This is a genomic window from Streptosporangium sp. NBC_01469, assembly GCF_036227305.1.
GTDB lineage: Bacteria > Actinomycetota > Actinomycetes > Streptosporangiales > Streptosporangiaceae > Streptosporangium.
Genome location: NZ_CP109465.1, coordinates 1,497,116 through 1,513,714 on the forward strand (window position 1 = coordinate 1,497,116; position 16,599 = coordinate 1,513,714).

Annotated in this window: 12 protein-coding genes; 9 read left to right on the top strand and 3 right to left on the bottom strand. The window is 72.1% G+C overall.

The genetic code is table 11. The features are described 5' to 3' along the window. The first annotated feature begins 182 nt into the window (after positions 1–182). From OG587_RS06610 to OG587_RS06635, 6 genes are all read left to right on the top strand, one after another. On the top strand, positions 183–431 hold the full coding sequence (locus OG587_RS06610) for a DUF6400 family protein (protein ID WP_329087828.1): 249 nt from the start codon (positions 183–185) through the stop codon (positions 429–431). Beyond that, the gene (locus tag OG587_RS06615; RefSeq protein ID WP_329087830.1) at positions 418–651 is read left to right on the top strand and encodes a hypothetical protein; all 234 of its coding nucleotides are present in this window, start codon (positions 418–420) and stop codon (positions 649–651) included. Before OG587_RS06610 ends, OG587_RS06615 begins: the two co-directional genes overlap by 14 nt. An 886-nt stretch (positions 652–1,537) precedes the next feature. Further along, positions 1,538–2,701, top strand: coding sequence for a hypothetical protein (locus tag OG587_RS06620; RefSeq protein WP_329087831.1), 1,164 nt, complete (start codon positions 1,538–1,540; stop codon positions 2,699–2,701). A 62-nt stretch (positions 2,702–2,763) separates the two neighbouring features. Further along, positions 2,764–4,863 (top strand): hypothetical protein, encoded by a 2,100-nt coding sequence (locus OG587_RS06625; protein ID WP_329087832.1) that lies wholly within the window; start codon positions 2,764–2,766, stop codon positions 4,861–4,863. Further along, positions 4,860–6,851: a hypothetical protein gene (locus OG587_RS06630; RefSeq protein ID WP_329087834.1), complete on the top strand. Its 1,992-nt coding sequence runs from the start codon at positions 4,860–4,862 to the stop codon at positions 6,849–6,851. Before OG587_RS06625 ends, OG587_RS06630 begins: the two co-directional genes overlap by 4 nt. A 44-nt stretch (positions 6,852–6,895) precedes the next feature. Continuing rightward, complete coding sequence (locus OG587_RS06635) at positions 6,896–7,897, top strand: MinD/ParA family ATP-binding protein (RefSeq protein ID WP_329087836.1); 1,002 nt, start codon at positions 6,896–6,898, stop codon at positions 7,895–7,897. Between the two features lie 568 nt (positions 7,898–8,465). Here the strand turns inward: OG587_RS06635 and OG587_RS06640 are convergent. After that, positions 8,466–10,067: a hypothetical protein gene (locus OG587_RS06640; RefSeq protein WP_329087838.1), complete on the bottom strand. Its 1,602-nt coding sequence runs from the start codon at positions 10,065–10,067 to the stop codon at positions 8,466–8,468. Between the two features lie 12 nt (positions 10,068–10,079). Continuing rightward, entirely contained in the window at positions 10,080–10,427 is a 348-nt protein-coding gene (locus tag OG587_RS06645; protein WP_329087840.1) for a hypothetical protein, read from the bottom strand. A 30-nt stretch (positions 10,428–10,457) separates the two neighbouring features. On the opposite strand from OG587_RS06645, the gene OG587_RS06650 reads away from it, so the two are divergent. Next, positions 10,458–11,240: a glycoside hydrolase family 16 protein gene (locus OG587_RS06650; RefSeq protein ID WP_329087842.1), complete on the top strand. Its 783-nt coding sequence runs from the start codon at positions 10,458–10,460 to the stop codon at positions 11,238–11,240. 243 nt (positions 11,241–11,483) lie between these two features. Here the strand turns inward: OG587_RS06650 and OG587_RS06655 are convergent, their stop codons facing one another. Next, positions 11,484–13,235, bottom strand: a complete 1,752-nt coding sequence (locus tag OG587_RS06655; protein WP_329087844.1) for an ABC transporter ATP-binding protein — start codon at positions 13,233–13,235, stop codon at positions 11,484–11,486. Positions 13,236–13,534: 299 nt separating this feature from the next. Between OG587_RS06655 and OG587_RS06660 the strand changes: the two genes are divergently transcribed. Further along, positions 13,535–14,971, top strand: coding sequence for an LCP family protein (locus OG587_RS06660; protein WP_329087845.1), 1,437 nt, complete (start codon positions 13,535–13,537; stop codon positions 14,969–14,971). A 267-nt stretch (positions 14,972–15,238) separates the two neighbouring features. Next, positions 15,239–16,573 (top strand): sensor histidine kinase, encoded by a 1,335-nt coding sequence (locus OG587_RS06665; RefSeq protein ID WP_329087847.1) that lies wholly within the window; start codon positions 15,239–15,241, stop codon positions 16,571–16,573. Positions 16,574–16,599 lie beyond the last annotated feature (26 nt).

The window sequence follows — 16,599 nt, forward strand, 5'->3', positions numbered from 1 at the left end:
AAATGCCTTAAGCGTATGTAAAGGTATATAACGGACAAATCTTTCCCCTCCGAGGAGCCCCCGGGGCGCGTGCGGCCGATCGCGAAGAGCGGTCCGGGCGGACCCGCGTCCCTCCCCGGTGCCGTCCGAACGCCCCCGACCACCTCTCCGACACGCTCGCCGGCCGACCGGGAAGTCATGCGATGAGCCAGGAAAACACCAGCCCGCACACCGATTTCGAGATCGACCTCACCCTTGAGGAGACTCGCCGCCGCGCCGCGGTCATGGCGGCGCTGGAGCCCGGCTGGGACCCGGTGGCGGCGATGCGGGCCGAGGAGGAGGCGTACGGCCTCCTCTACTCCGATCTCGACGAGCGGCAGCGGGAGACCTACGACATGCTCGTGGCCGCCGGCGTACTCCCCCGGAGGGAGCACGGTCGTGCTGCCACTTGACCCGTACGCCGACCTCGGGCGCAGGGCGTGGGTGCCCTGCCCCGCCTGCCAGGACCACCTCGACTGCGGCGACTGTCTCGGCGGGCGCAACTGCGGGGAGCACTGGCGCTATCTCCTCGGCAACACCGGGAGCCTGCTGCACCTGCAGTGCCCGGGGTGCACCCACCTATGGAACCACGAGACGGGCTTCGGCGCGGGTGGCGGCGCCCTCCGCCGCTGACCCCCGGCGCCCCTCGCCGCTGACCCCCGGTGCCCCTCGCCGCTGACCCCCGGTGCCCCTCGCCGCTGACCCCCGGCCCCCGAAGGTGTCAGCCGGACGAGACCGGGGCGGGGATCGTCTCGGTCGCGAGCGTCACGCGCCGGCCGGGGCGACCGGAGCGAGCGAGGCGAGCGAGGCGAGCGAGGCGTCCGGCGAGGTGGCGCGGCGCCGCCCGGAGGGGCCTCCCGGCCGGCCGATCGCGCGCCCGCGCGCCCCGTCCGGCGGGCGCCCGGGGGCGGAGGGCCGCCGTCCGCGCGACCCCGGAAAAGCGGGGGTTCCAATTAGCCGAACGCGGGCCGGGAGCCGAACGGCCAAACAGAGGAAACGCATACATATCAAGTTGCTATGACGGCTTGCGCCAATCCGGAGTGGGAAACGGTTGCGCGATCGTCCGTACGCGGACGAGAGCGCCGACTCCCGCCGGAAAGCCCAACGGGAGACGAACGACCGGCCTGCGCCAGGGAAATGGCAGTTCAACAAGAAACGTGAAGGATCATCCGAAACCTCGGGATGGCCGGATATCTCTAGAGAACCAGTGGCACGGTCCACCCGCAGGAGGGCAGCAGGTGGGGGCGTTGCCCGTTTCGGACGGCCCATATATCCACTTAGGTGTTATTTATAACCCAATAACCATAAGTGGCAATTACTGGGCCCTTTACCTTCCAAATAGATCACGGTCAGTCTAATATTTGGACCTATGTCATGGCGTGCATCAGATTTCCCAGATGGACAGGCTGGGTCCTCTGGCCGTGGCAGTGGTTCCTCTAGGCACGATTCCGAACACGCATCCGACTGGCATCCCGAACGCCTCCTGTCATTCGATTGGCGGAAGGTTATTCTGTTCACGGTGGTTTTAGCGATCATCGCCGTGGCCGCGTTCTGGCTCGCGACCAGAGCGCCCTCCGGTTCGTCCCTGGCGGCGAACCCCACTCCCGACCCCTCGGACACCGGCTGGGAGAAGGCCGCCTCCTCGCCCTCACCGACACCGACGCCAACCTCCTCCCGTTCCACCCCCACATCGACCCCGAAGCCCACCCGAAGCGGCACGGGCAGGTCCCCCCGCCCCGAGACCACTCCCACGGAGAGGCCGCGGGCCGAGACCAGGACCACCCCGCCACCCGCCGACCCGCCGGCCGGGTCCCGCTCGCCCCAGCTCACCGCCAAGGAGGCGTACGGCATCCACGGCCGCTACCAGCGGGGGCTGTCGGTGGCCCAGGCCAGGAAGGACGAGGCGGCCATGGCGAAGCTGGAGCACGGGCTCGCGCTGGAGATGACGCGGGCGGGCTTCAAGACCGCCGAGATGCAGGGGACCTCACTGGCGACGGGGATATGGCCCAACCCCCAGGTGTGGATCCCGCGCCACGTGGAGGGCACCGCCGACTGGTTCGTGGCGGTCTCGTACGAGCCCGGCGTCGCCCGGATCGTCGACGTGATGAGCTCGGCCCCCGGCGGCTGGCGGCTCGTCGCCTCGGCCGCCGACACGCGCGCCACCCCGGCGCGGTTCCCCAAGATAGCCACCGACGGCGAGGGGTACGCGACGAGCCTCCCGGAGAGCGCCACCGGGCTGAGCGCGACCCCTCGGCAGATCGCCCGCGCGCACCTGGCGAGCCTGGAGAACGCCGAGATCGACGCGCGGTTCGACGAGGGGCCGTGGACCAGCGAGGCCGCGCTGTTCTGGCAGCAGGAGCGCGCCCGGCTGGACCAGGCCGACTGGAGGCTCACGCTGTCGTACCGGCTTGAGGGACCGGTACGCGCGCTCAGGACCAGTGACGGGGGCGCCCTGGTCTGGTACGGAGCCCGATCCACCGAGCTCCGCGAGGCGGTGCGGGAAGGGGCGAAGGTCAAGCTGAAGGGCTCGGCCGCCGTCCGTACCCGCAACAAGTCCTTCGCCCGCTCGGTGAACGCCACATACGGACGCATGTATGTGACACACATCCCCCCCGCCGGCTCGAACGAGCCCGCTCGCGTGCTGGGCGAGTGGAGCGACGTCCTGGAGAGCCACGGCGACTGACGTTTTCACCGGAAGAAAAGGACCATTCAATGACACCCTCACGTAAGCCATCGCGCGCGACGGTGATCACTGCGAGTGTCGCGATCGGCGTCTTCGGCGCCGGCGCCGGGCTGGGAACCGTCATCGCCATCCGCCCCGACCCCGGCGAGGGGCAGGTGATGCGGCTGGCTGCGGGAACGTACCTCCTCGACGACCAGGCGGGAGCCTGGACGTCGAGCGGGGCACCCGGCGGTGACCAGCCGCTCCCCCTCTCCGGCGCCGACGCGGGCAGCACGATCGCGGACGGCGCCAAACCGGCCGCCGCCGCCGGGGACCAGCGGGTCTGCCTGACCACCACCACCGACGGGCACGCGATCGGGGGCGCCGGGGAGGGCTGCGTCGCCCTTCCCGTCCTGGGCGTGGCCGCCGCGGCGGGCGCGCTGGTCCAGCGGCCGGGAAACCCCAAGAGCACGCCGACCCCGCCGTCGGCTCCCAAGACGAACGCGCCGACGAAACCCGCGACGACCAAGAAGGCCGACCCGCCCGCCCAGCCCGCCCCGCCCGCTCCGGCGCCGGTTCAGCCCGCCCCCAACCCCGGGCCGGCGCAGCCCCCGCCGGTGAACAACCAGCCCGTCAACCCCCCGGCCCCGCCGCCTCCGACCCCGACGAAGAAGATCAGCGGCAACGTCTCGGAGAGCGAGAACGAGAGCGGCAGCGTCATCGAGCGCCCCGCGGAGAAGAAGATCGAGGTTGTCGCGCCGCCCAAGCCGGCCCCCGAGGCCGGCGGGACGAGGTCCTCGGGCCCCTCGCGGCCGTCGCAGCCGTCGCAGCCCCAGCCCAGCGGGGGGAACGGACGCTCGCAGCCCCCGGCGACCAACGGCGACAGGCAGCCGCAGCCCCAGCCCACGGGCGGAAACGGGCAGCAGCCTCCCGACGGGAACAGGGACAGGAACGGGCAGCAGCCCTCTGAGGGAAACAGAGACAGGAACCGGCAGCAGCCCCCCGAGGGAAACAGAGACAGGAACCGGCAGCCCCAGCCCACCGGTGGTCTCAAGCCCCCGCAGACCCAGCCCACCGGAGGCAACGGGCAGCAGCAGCCCCGGCCCACCGGTGACGTCCGGCCCCCGCAGCCCGGGGACAACGCGAGGAACCCCCGGCCGACGGGCACCCTGAGGCCGGCGGTCCGGTCGGGCACCGGGCGGCCGATCGTGCCCTCGGGCGAGATCATCCTCCCCACCGCGCCTCCCGAGACCAGGCCGACCGGCGACCCGGGCACCCCCTCGACGGCGCCGACCGCGCGAAACGGCAACCCGGGGCCGGTCCAGCCGCCCGGTGGCCACAAGCGCACGCAGGCGCCGAGCCCGTCGCGGAGCCTTCCCTCGGCCGGGCCGTCCCGGCCCGTACAGCCGCGGCCTTCCGTCGGCCCCGGTGAGAACACGTCGCAGGGCCCCGACGGGACCGTGCTCATGCCGGCCACCCCGCAGCTTCCCGGCGGTGGCCCGGACGGCGGTGTCTCGCTGCCGGTCTTCGAGAACCCCGAGCTCCTGCGACGCGCCTACGAGGCCCTCGGGCTGGACAGGGGCATGCGCTACACCGACGAGAACGGCGTGTGGGACCTCAACATCGCCCCGCCGGGCACCCCACCGTGCCGTAACTACACCACCGAGGAGATCCAGGCGCTCAGCGCGACCAGTGGGCCGAGCCCGTCCCAGGGCGGCCAGGCGACGATCCCCCGTGACTCGTGCCTGTGGCCCGCCTTCATCCGCTGGCTCTACGCGGAGCCCGCAGCCGGTCAGATCAGCAACTGGACCAAGTTCACCGGCCTGCCCCAGCGGAACCTGGAGCTCGTGGTGACCGATCCCCCGCCCGTCCCGCTTCCCAGCCCGATCCCCAGCGAGAGCACCCTCCCGCAGCCCGACCAGGTACAACCGGACCAGGGACAGCCCGACCAGCGACAGGGCGTCCCCGGCCAGGAGGAGCCCTGGCAGCCGGACACGGGCGGGCTGAACCCCGCCCAGCAGCCGGTCCCCGAGGACGCGGTGGCCCCCAGAGACCCCGGAGGCAGCGGAGACGACGTCCCCGAGCAGTGGCCGGGCGAGAACACCGCTCCCTTCCAGTCCGACCAGGGCCGGACCGACCAGGGCCAGGTCGAGCCGGACCCGGTCGAGTACGACGGCCGATGAGCACACCCACCGGAACCGGGCGGCTCACGCCCGGCCCCGGCCAGGGGGCGGCCTGGGTGCGCGAGCATGGCGCGCACCTGATGGACTACGCCGCCTCCCACCTCGAACCCGGCCGGGCGCACGCGGCGGTCGTCTCCGCGCTGGTGGCCGGCCGGGCCGAGGCCGCTCCCGGAGGCGTCACGGCCCGGGGACGACTGCTGGCCGCACTGCGACGTGACTGCCGCACCTCTCCGGGGTACCGGGAGCGGTACGTGCCGGGTTCCGGACCCGGCATGCCCGAGGCCTCGCTGATCGAGCGGGTGTGGACGATCGTCGACCCCCTGGGCACGGAGACGCTCAGGTTGACGTACCGCCACGCGCTCGGCATGGAGGATCTCTCCCACGTGCTGGCGATGCCCGTCGACGAGGTCGCCAGGCTCGCCACCCGCACCCAGGATCTGATCGAGACGCTGGTGAGCGGGCTGGACGCGCTCGCCCACGGGCGGCGTACCTGCCCGGACCTCGCCCCGCTGGTGGAGACCGTCTTTCCCGGCGTCTTCCCCGACGGCCTGGCCGGCGGGCGGGCGGCGTCCGCTCCGGCCGACCCGGGGGGCGCCCAGGCGAGCCTGCTCTCTCACATGATCAGGTGTTCCGTGTGCACGCGGCCGATCAACATCCGCTACACGGTGCCGCAGATGATCTCCCATCCCCCGGTCGCGCCGCTCTCCGCCGAGGAGCGGCAGCGGCTCACGGATTCGCTGCCTCCCGAGGTCGCCCGCGAGGCGGCCGCGGGGGTGGCCCCCGAGGTGATCCCGCCCGCACGCCCGGCCCGTGGCGGGTCTCCCGTCCTGTCCGCCCCTCCGGGAGGGGGGCGGTCCCCGGTCCTTCCCGCGCCCCCGCCCGGGGGCCGGACCGCCGCCCCACCCGGGCACCGGTCCCCCACACCACCCGCCACCCCGGCACCGCCGGCCGTGGCGCTGCCCGCGCCCAGGGTCGGCACGCCTCCCTACCCGCCGGTGGCGTCGAAGCCTCCCGCGAAGCCACCGGCCGCGACGCCGTCGAGTACGGCGTCGGGTGCGGTGGCACCGGGGGACGGGCCCGCGGCGCCCGCCAACCCCTCGGGCCTGCCCCCGCTGCCCGCCCTGCCGCCCCGCAGGACCCGGCCGTCCCGGCCGCCGTCCGCGCCACCCGTACCCGGACACGACACCCCGCTCTACGACGCCCTGCTCACCCAGGCGTGGGCGCGCGAGGTGCTCGCCCAGAGTGAGGAGCTCACCGGCACCATCCCCAGGCAGGAGCCGCCCGCTCCCAAACCGGTCGCCAGGGCCGAGCCCGTCGTCATCGCCGGGCAGGCGTCCGTCGAGATGCGTGACACCGGGGTACGCGAGGCCGGGGTACGCGAGGCCGAGGTGCATGACGACGCCCAGGTTCCCGCGCTGCGCTTCCACACCGAACCCGACGACCGCCCCGACGAGGAGCGGATCGAGATGGGGATCCGCGTGCTGGAGGCGCTCAGCTGGGCGGGCGCCCGGATCAGGAACACCACGATCAAGATCGTCATCATCGTCGTGGCGGGCGCGGCGGGCACCCTGACCGGCATGAACCTCCTCGGCCCGGCGATCGAGCCCGAAGAGCCCGCGAGGTCGCTGCAGGCGTCCACCAGCCAGGCCACCCGGTCCCCGCCCTCCGCCGCCGCCGGCGCGCCGGCGCGGCAGGACGGGCTCGCCTCCCGCCTGCGGGTCCCGCCCGTGGTGACGCTGGACGAGTTCGGCCTGGGAAGCATGGTCCTCACCATCTCGGGAGAGCCGTTGAAATGGCGGATATCGGCTCCCGGCCTGGCCGTGACCCCTTCCAGCGGCACGCTGCGGGAAGGGGTCACCCAGGTGATCAACCTGCGTGCCCACCGGGTCCGCAACTGGTGCGGCGCACCCGCCTCGGTCACCGCCCCGATGACCGTTCACGGCCTCGACGACTCGATCAGTACGACGGTGCGCTGGCGGACCTGCTGACGATCCATCCCCCCAAGATCGCTTTTCGAGAAAGGACCAAGGCAGTGACGGATACCTCTCCCCACATCCACGCATCACCGCCCACTCCGCCGACCCCACCCGAGCAGTTCCACGAAACGGTCCCGCTCACCGCGGAACACCTGCTCACCAACCGCCGCCCGGAACCCGCCGGGGGGTGGCGCCGTCTCGTCTGGCAGCTCTCCGGCAAGCGCATCATCCCCGCGGAGTCGGCGGCGGAGCTGGAACGGCGCACGCTGATGGCGCAGGCCCAGACCCCCGTCGCGAGCGGGCACCACCGGATCGCGGTCATGAGCCTCAAGGGCGGGGTCGGCAAGACCACGACGACCGTCGCCCTCGGCAACACGCTGGCCTCCCTGCGCGGCGACCGGGTGATCGCGATCGACGCCAACCCCGACCGCGGGACCCTCGGCATCAAGGTCAAGTCCGAGACGGCCGCGACCATCCGCACCATGCTGGCCGAGGCCCCCCACATCCTGCGCTACGCCGACGCGCGCGCCTTCACCTCCCAGTCACCCGCCCGGCTGGAGGTCCTCGCCTCCGACACCGACCCGGCGGTGAGCGAGGCGTTCAACGCCGAGGACTACCGCACGGTCGCCGGGCTCATCGAGCGCTACTACTCCATCTGCATCACCGACTGCGGGACCGGCCTGCTCCACGGGGCCATGGGCGCGACGCTGGAGCTGGCCGACCAGATCGTGCTGGTCAGCCTGGTCGCGGTGGACGGGGCGAGTTCGGCCGCCGCGACGCTGGACTGGCTGACCGCCCACGGTCACGCCGACCTCGTCAAGAACGCCATCGTCGTGCTGAACGCCGTGGAACCCAAGTCCGACGTGGACCTGGACCTGCTGGAGCGCCACTTCACCTCCCGCTGCCGCGCGGTGATCCGCATCCCCTACGACCCGCACCTCAAGGAGGGCGCCGAGGTGGACCTGGTCCGTCTCCGGCCCACCACCCGGGGCGCGTACCTCCGCCTGGCCGCGGCGGCCGGGCAGACCTTCGGGCAGCGCCCCGACCGGGGTCACTAGTGCGGCCGGTCGCCGACGATCCCACGCTGAACTGGGATCTGGGCCCGCCGCCGAGCGCCCGGCGGCGGATGCTCATCGTGGTCGTCTCGATCGTGGGGACGATCCTGCTGGCGGCCGGCGCATGGCAGCTCCTTCGACCCGACCCCACCCCCGTGAACGCCTCCGCGCCGAAGGCCGTCGGGGACACCGTGCTGCTCGCCCCGCCCTCCGCCTACGAGGGCGCGGCCGGCTACCCCGTCGGGTTCCCCCGCACCGAGCTGGGCGCGGTCTCCGCCGCCGCCGCGGCGCTGGAGGCGGCGTGGACCCTGGACGCCGAACAGGCCGAGCAGGCGGCGGTGCTGTACGCGCGGCCCGAGGAGCACGACGCGGCGCGGGCCGGTGCCCGCGAGGCCGTCGCGGGATGGCGGGAGATCCTCGGCCTTCCCCAGGACGGGGCGCTCCCCGACGGCGCCGCCATGCGGACGCGCACGATCGGCGTCCAGTGGAAGCCCCGCGCCCAGGATCAGGTGCAGGTCTCGGTCCTGGTCCAGGTGACCGCGACCAAGGGCGTCGGCGACACCGATCCAACCTATTCGAGCCCATACGCCATGAGCCTGCTCATGGTCTGGCAGCCCGGCATGCGCGGTGCGAACCAGGGGGACTGGGTCAACGTCCCCGACCCCCTCGCCACCTCCGTGCCGCAGGTCGCCCTCCCGGGCACCCCGGAATTCACCGCCGCGGGCTGGAAACCCATCTCCGGCCCAGAGCCCACCCCATAGATCCAGGAAGAGCGATCAATGCCCCCACGCAGCTCGTCCCGGCGTGTCACCTTACTCTCCGGCCTTCTGCTGGCCGCGGTATCCGCGACGACAAGCGCGGTCATCGCCCAGCCGTGGGCCGCCGTGGCGGATCCCGGCGTGAGCTCCGGCTCATCGTCGCAGGAGTTCGCCGGTCCTCCCGCCGGGCCTCCCCCCGCACAACAGGAGTTCCCCCCCGAGGCCGAAAACCCCTCCCCGCCGGACGAAGGTCCCCCCTCGGACGGCGACTCCCGCTCGACACCCGACGAGAACCCGTCCACGGACGGCGACTCCCGCTCGGCACCGGACGAGAACCCGCCCGCGGACAGCGGCTCCCCCTCCGGGCCGGACGGGGACCCGTCCACCGAGACGAAGACCGACCGCGCCCCCGTGGAGCGAACGTCGCCCCCCAAGACCGGCGACTCCCCTCCCACGTCCCACAACCGTCCCGGCGAGAGGAACAGCGCGCCGCGCACGGAAGAGGTTCCCGCCGAGCAGTTCTCCGCGCCCGCGCGGGAGCCACAGACGAGGGAAACCGTCCAGCCCAGGAACGCGGTGCCGTCGGACCCGCCGTCCAGGAAATCGCGTCCCACCGAGAATCCGCCCGTGAACACCAGGTCCACCGAAGGGCCGCCGAGGACGTCCGAGCCGACGCCCTCGGGGAACACCAGGCCCACCGACACGCCTCCGGAGACCGAGAGGAAGGTCTCCCCGGCACCGCCGAAGAACGCGGCGCCCAACCCGGCGCCGTCCGGTAACACCAAGCCCACCACCAGCGCACCCCCGGCGACCAAGAAGCCCACCCCGGCACCGCCGAAGACGGCTCCCGTCCCGCTGCCCACCCCGGTGCCGTCGGCGACGTCCACCGCGACCTCCACGGCGACGTCCGCCCCCGCCACCCCGGCGCCGTCGCCCAGCGCCACCTCGTCGTCCACGGCGAGCCCGGCGCCCACCTCGACCGGGACACCGCGACCGCCGAAGGTGACACCGACCCCCTCCGGCACGGCCACCAAGCCCGCGCCGACCCCGACCCCCACACCCCCCGCTCCCACCGCGACGGCCACGGCAACGCCCACCGCAACCACAACGGCCACCGCCACCGCCACCGCCACCGCAACCGCAACCGCAACCGCAACCGCAACCGCAACCGCCACAGCGACGGCAACGGCAACGGCAACGGCAACGGCGACCCCCACCGCGACGGCGACGGCGACCAAGCCGGCGCCGAGTGCCACCCCCGCGCCCAAGCCCACCCGGTCGACGACCCCGAAGCCCACCACCCCGCCGAAGGGGACGCCGAAGCCCTCGGCGAGCCCGACCCCCACGCCCACCGCCACCCCCCCGCGCACCGGTCCGCCGCGCTGGGTGACACACGCGCCCCGGCCCGCACCCACGCGGACCGGCGTCTACGAGCCCTCGCTCCTGACCGAGCCGGTCCAGAGCACCCGATCCCCGGTGGCGGTCCCGTCCCCGGCGCCCTCGACCCACACCGTCCTGCCCCTGCCCCCGCTCAGGCGCTCCACCTCCGACTTCTGTAAGCCGGAGGACATCGCCTCGTGCTGGAGCCTCGCGCCCTGGCGGGGCCGTACCGCGGAGTTCCCCGGCGTCCGGCTGATCGCCAACCAGGGGCCGGCGGGCGCACCGCGCTGGGTGTTCGCGCCGCCCACCTCACCCGCCCAGCCGCCGCCGAACCCGACCGCACCGTCGATCCCCAGCCCGACCAGCACCGGCTGCTGGAGCTTCAGTCCCTCCACACTCTGCGCCAGATCCTGGGAGGAGTAATCATGATCACCAGATCCCACGTGCGGGTGGCCGTACTCAGCATGGTGGCCGCGCTGGCCGTGAGCACCCTCAGCGCGGCCCAGGGAGAGGTGGTCTCGGCGGCTCCCTGCGCCCCCGCCGCCACCGGCGAGGCCAGCGCCGCGCAAGCCCTCAACTGGGGCGCGCCGTCCTGGTGCGCGGAGTTCGACGACTACCTCGACGAGTCCGACTGGGTGTTCTACGACTCGGCCGGGCACGCCGGCAACGGCCGCCGCTCCCCGCAGCAGCTCTACCTCGGCAACGGGGCGCTCTACCTGTACGGCCGCGAGGACGGGACCACGGCCGGCCTGGCCGCCCGTCACGACCAGGCCTACGGGCGCTGGGAGACCCGCATCCGCCTGTACCCGGGCGCCGGGTCGTACCACCCCGTCGCCCTGCTGTGGCCCAAGGAGGGCGGCGGCAACGTGCGGAGCTCCACGGGAGAGGAGATCGACTTCCTGGAGGTCATCGACGATCCGGAGAGGCAGCGCCCGAACTTCTTCCTGCACACCCCTCAGGGGCAGGAGCAGGCCCACGCCAACATCGACATGACCACCTGGCACACCTACGCCGTGGAGGTCACCCCCAGTAGCGTCGTCGGCTACATCGACGGGCAGGAGTGGTTCCGCTCCGGCAACGCCACCAGCAGCTCGATGTCGGTCTGCCTGCAGCTGGACTGGTTCCCCGGCCAGGGCAGCTCCGGAGAGGCGTGGATGGAGGTGGACTGGCTCCGCATCTACCCGTCCTCGACGGGCACCGCGGGCTGAACCCACCCCGCAGGGCAGGAGGGTGCGGGACCCGTCACGGGTCCCGCACCCTCCTCGCGTCTCAGGCCCTCCGAGTCGTTCCCGCCCGCGGGTCGGCGCCTTCTCCCGTTCTCCGGCTTCTCCCGTTCTCCGGCTTCTCCCGTTCTCCGGCTTCTCCGGCTTCTCCGGCTTCTCCGGCTTCTCCGGCTTCTCCGGCTTCTCCGGCTTCTCCGGCTTCTCCGGCTTCTCCGGCTTCCCGGAGGCTCAGGCGAGCTGGGCGCCCTGCAACCCGGCGTAGGCGCCGCGCAGCCGCATCAGCTCCTCGTGGGTGCCCACCTCCTCGATCCCGCCGTCGCGCATGACCACGATGCGGTCGGCGCCTCGGATGGTCGACAACCTGTGGGCGACGACGAGGACCGTACGCCCGGCGACCAGGCGGGTCAGCGCCTCCTGGATGAGCGCCTCGGAGCGGGTGTCCAGGGCGGAGGTGGCCTCGTCCAGGATCAGCACGCGCGGATCGCGGATCAGGGCGCGGGCGATGGCCAGGCGCTGGCGCTGCCCGCCCGACAGGCGGGCGCCCCGCTCCCCGACGACCGTGTCGAGGCCGTCGGGGAGCCGGTCGATGAACTCCAGCGCGTTGGCGTCCTGGAGCGCCTGCCGCACCCGGTCCTCGGGAACGTCGGCCATGCCGTAGGTGACGTTCTCCCTAATGCTGCCCTCGAACAGGATCGACTCCTGCGGCACGACGGACAGGAACCTGCGGTAGGTCCGCAGGTCCAGCGTCTCCATGTCGCGCCCGTCCAGCAGGATCCGGCCCGAGGTGGGCCGCAGGAAGCCGATGACGAGGTTGAGCACGGTCGACTTGCCCGCTCCGGAGGGGCCGACCAGCGCGATCGTCTCGCCGGGGGTCACCGTGAGGTTGAACCCCGTGATCGCGGTCTCCTCGCCGTAGGAGAACTCGACGTCGCGGAACTCGACCTCGCCTCCGACGGAGGCGACCTCCTCCTTGCCCGCGTTGTGCTCCAGGTCGGGTGCCTGGAGGACCTCGCCGATGGACCGTACGGACGCCAGTCCCTTGCTGATCATCGGGGTGAGGGTGAGCAGGGAGGTGACGGCGGCGGTGAGGGTGGCGAAGAAGCTGGTGAGCATGACCACGTCACCCGCGGTGATGGGGATGACCTGGTAGTAGGCGACGAGCGCGGAACCGGTGAGGAAGGCGACGCCGAGCGCGTTGAGCAGGATCCAGGCCAGCGCGCCGAAGCTGCCGTTGAGCAGGTCGAGCCGGAGACCCTTGCGCAGCACCTTGGTCAGCGTGCCGTCGACGCGGTGCAGGGCGTCCTGCTCCAGGCCGTGCGCGCGGGTGATCGGGATGAGCGTGGTCATCTCGCTGACCCGGCTGGACAGCTGCTCGACCTCGCGGCGGAAGCTCTCGTTGTCGTCGCGCAGCCGGGTGCGCATCCGCATCACGAGCAGGGCCGCGGTGGGTACGACCACCAGGAAGACGGGGATCGCGGCGGGCACCTGCACGGCGATCACCACCAGGCCCCCGGCCAGCATGGTGAGCGCGGACAGTCCCATGTCGGCCGCCTGCTGGCTGGTCTGCTCCACGCTCTCCACGTCTCGAATGACCTTGGTCTGGAGTACGGCGGCGCTGACCCGCGCGTGGTAGCCGATGGAGAGCTGCTGCATGCGGCGGCAGAGCGCGGAACGCAGGTTCGTCCCCATCCGGCGGATGGCACCGTGCAGGCAGCGGACGTAGAGCAGGTGCAGGGGGTAGTTGAAGAGCAGCAGGGCGAGCAGCACGCCCGCGTTGACCCACAGGTGGGCGATCGGGGCGCGGGTGACCACGATGTCGACGACGTTGGCGGTGATCAGTGGCAACAGCCAGGTCGGGCTGTGCTTGACCAGGAAGGCGAAGACCGCCACGAGCAGCCTGAGGCGGTCCTCCCGGAAAAGGTAGGCGAGCGTGCGGATTGGATGCTCACCGCGATAGCGGTGATCGAGAGCGCCAACCACAAATCCCCCAAGTAGTGGTAAATCTCCGGCAATCCTCTCGTACGGAGATTTCGCGCGCGTGACGCCCCCGGGTGAATCGACCGTGACACCCACCGCGGGACCGGTCCCGGCACGGGCCACTCGCCCGGCACAAACCGCCCGGCAGCCGCGAACCGGCGGATCGTAACAGGGCACGCATTCCATCCGGGACATGTCCGTACCGGATCCACCACACCGGGAGATCAGTAAACTCGGCGACGGCCGGAGTACGGCTCCTCGGTCACGGGCCCACGCCGTGGCCTCTTCCCCCCGGGAGTCACGTGAGCAGCGGGTTGATCGACGCGTTCCCAAAACCGCCCACCGAGCCGCCTCCGGGGTCGCCCGGCCGGCGCTCGTCCCAGCCGCGCCGCAGGTGGCTGTGGTGGCTGGTGATCACCGTCACCGCCGTGTTGCTCGTGGCGGCGGGGACGATGGCCGGCGCGTACGTCAAGCTGACCGGCAACGTCAAGCACGTCGAGGTCACCGCGGAGGACCTCGGGCGGCGCCCGGCCAAGACCGCGGGCAAGGCGCTGAACGTCCTGATCGTCGGCTCGGACCAGCGGGGCGGCAAGAACGCGAGGTACGGCCGGGTGGCGGGCGAGCGGACCGACACGATCATGCTCGCGCACATCTCGCCGAAGCGGGACAACGCGATGGTCATCAGCTTCCCGCGCGACTCGATGGTCCAGCTTCCGGCCTGCCGGGCCAGGCAGGGACTGCCCGGCCAGCAACCGCACGTGGGCATGATCAACGAGTCGTTCAACTCCGGCGGAATCACCTGTACCTGGAAGACCGTCGAGTCGCTCACCGGTATCCACATCGACCACTTCGTGAAGGTCGACTTCACCGGCTTCAAGGGCATGGTCGACGCGGTCGGCGGCGTGGAGATCTGCGTACCCGAGGCGATCGACGACAAGAAGGCGCTGCTCCACCTGGCCGCCGGACGCCAGAACCTCGGGGGCGAGCAGGCCCTGGGCTACGTGCGAGCCCGCTACAGCCTGGGCGACGGCTCGGACATCGGGCGCATCCAGCGCCAGCAGATGTTCATCGCCTCCATGGTCAAGAAGGTCATGAGCGGCGAGACGCTCACCGACCCCACCCGGCTGTTCGGCTTCCTCGACGCGGCGACGAAGTCGGTCACCACCGACCCCGGCCTCACCCCGGGCGTCATGAGGGACCTGGCGACCAGCGCGCAGGGGCTCGCCGCGGGGCAGATCCACTTCATCACCACCCCGTGGCGCTACTCGCTGGTCCACCCGGGCCGGGTGGAGTGGGTCCAGCCGCAGAGCGGCAGGCTGTTCAGGATCGTCGCGACGGACCGGGCGATCACCGGCTCCGGGGTCAAGGGCGGTCAGACCAGGGTGCCCCGGTCGAAGATCCAGGTCGAGGTGCGCAACGGGACCATGCGGTCCGGCCTGGCCACCCTGGTGGCCGTCCAACTGGAGGAGCGCGGCTATCACGTCGCCAGGATCGGCGACGCGTCGCGCAAGCCGTACCCGACGACCACGATCGCCTACTCGCCGAACGGCGCCGCCAAGGCGCCCACCCTCAGCCGCGACCTGCTCGCCTCCAGGCCGCTGCCCGTCCGCCGGGCGACCACCGGCAGGCTCGTCCTGACGATCGGCGACGACTGGAAGGGTCTGAAGCCGCTTCCCCGCAACGACACCGAGAGCCTGAAGGGTTTCGACGCGACCCACGACTCGTGCACCGGCGCCTGACCGTCCCCATCGGGGAGACCTCACGGCGATTCGCAGGGGAATGACCTACCTGCCACCGAGGGGCCGGAGCCGTGACGACACCCTCCCGGCCCCGGTCGGGTGGAACCATTGCCCTTCGCCGCCGAACGGGTGTGAGAACTTGGCCGGATTTTACCTGTCGATTAATACCGACCACCTATAAATAGTAAAAAGCGGGCCTTTTAGCAAGAAAAACCGCTTTTTCAGGGGGTATCCGTATTGCGACATCCGCGGTCGATCCGGGGTCGGGTGACACTCATCGCGATCATCGTGTTCGCCCTGGCACTGGGGACGGGCGCGTTCGCGACGTGGCAGGTCGTGCAGAACAGGTTGTCGACCGACCTCGTCAGCGCGGCGGCCGTGGCGGCCAGGAAGGCGAGCCTGGAGATCGAGAAGGGCCCCGCGGACACCGTCGTCCTCCCGGTCAACCGCATCAACCGCATCCAGGTCGTCGCGAACGACGGCCGGGTGGTCGCCGCCAGCCCCGCCATGCGCGGAATGCCGCCGATCACCCGGATGCGCCCGGCCAACGGCGACACCCGCGTGGACGGGACGGCGTGCGAGGGCTTCTCGACGACGGAACGGGCGTGCTACATCACCGTGGGTTTCCGGGTGGCTCACAGCGTCTACGGCGACGTCATGGTCTACGCGGCGGTACCGGAACCCCCGTCGCTCCGCACCAACTTCCTTGAGATCACGCTGGCGCTCTTCTCCTCGGGGCTTCTCACGCTGCTCGGCTGGGGTACCTGGCATCTCGCCGGCCGTACGCTCGCGCCGGTGGAGCGGATCCGCGCCGAGATGGCCGAGATCACCGCCTCCGACCTCAGCCGCCGGATGCCCGTCCCCGCCTCCGGGGACGAGATGGCGCAGCTCACCACGACCATCAATTCGACCCTTGAAAGGCTGGAGCACGCCGTGGAGAACCAGCGCCGCTTCGCCTCCGACGCCTCCCACGAACTGCGCACCCCTCTGACCGGGCTGCGCACCAAACTCGAACTGGCGATCTCCGATCCGGAGTCGGAGAACCCGCTGGAGACGATGCACTCCGCGTTGGCGGACGCGGAGCGGCTCCAGGCCCTCATCGAGGACCTGCTGCTGCTCGCCCGCCTCGACGCCGGCGTACGGGGCCCGCCGGAGCCGATCGACCTCGCCGCGCTGGTCACCTCCGAGGTGGAGCGCCGGTCGTCCCGGCACGAGGTGCTGCTGAAGCTCGACCCCGGCGTCGTGGTGCGGGGCAGCAGGGTCCAGCTGGGCCGGCTGCTGGCCAACCTGCTGGCCAACGCCGACCGGCACGCGGTGAGCGAGGTGCGGGTCCGCGTCTGGAGCGAGCGGGGCGAGGCCGTGCTGGAGGTCACCGACGACGGGCTCGGCATTTCGGCGGGAGAGCGGGAGCGGGTCTTCCAGCGGTTCACCCGCCTGGACTCGGCGCGCAGCCGCGACGCCGGGGGCACCGGCCTGGGCCTGCCCATCGCCAGGGACATCGCCGTGGCGCACCGCGGCCGGCTCTACGCCGCCGACAGCACCACCGGCCGCGGCGCCCGGCTCGTCCTCCGCCTGCCGCTCTCGGCCGCGGCCCCCTCCTGAGCCCACCTCGTGGCGGGAGGACGGGC

What these genes read in the sequence shown, in the direction of transcription:
- OG587_RS06610 (WP_329087828.1), top strand. Translation starts at nt 183, where the DNA reads ATGAGCCAGGAAAACACCAGCCCGCACACCGATTTCGAGATCGACCTC.
- OG587_RS06650 (WP_329087842.1), top strand. Translation starts at nt 10,458, where the DNA reads ATGATCACCAGATCCCACGTGCGGGTGGCCGTACTCAGCATGGTGGCC.
- OG587_RS06630 (WP_329087834.1), top strand. Translation starts at nt 4,860, where the DNA reads ATGAGCACACCCACCGGAACCGGGCGGCTCACGCCCGGCCCCGGCCAG.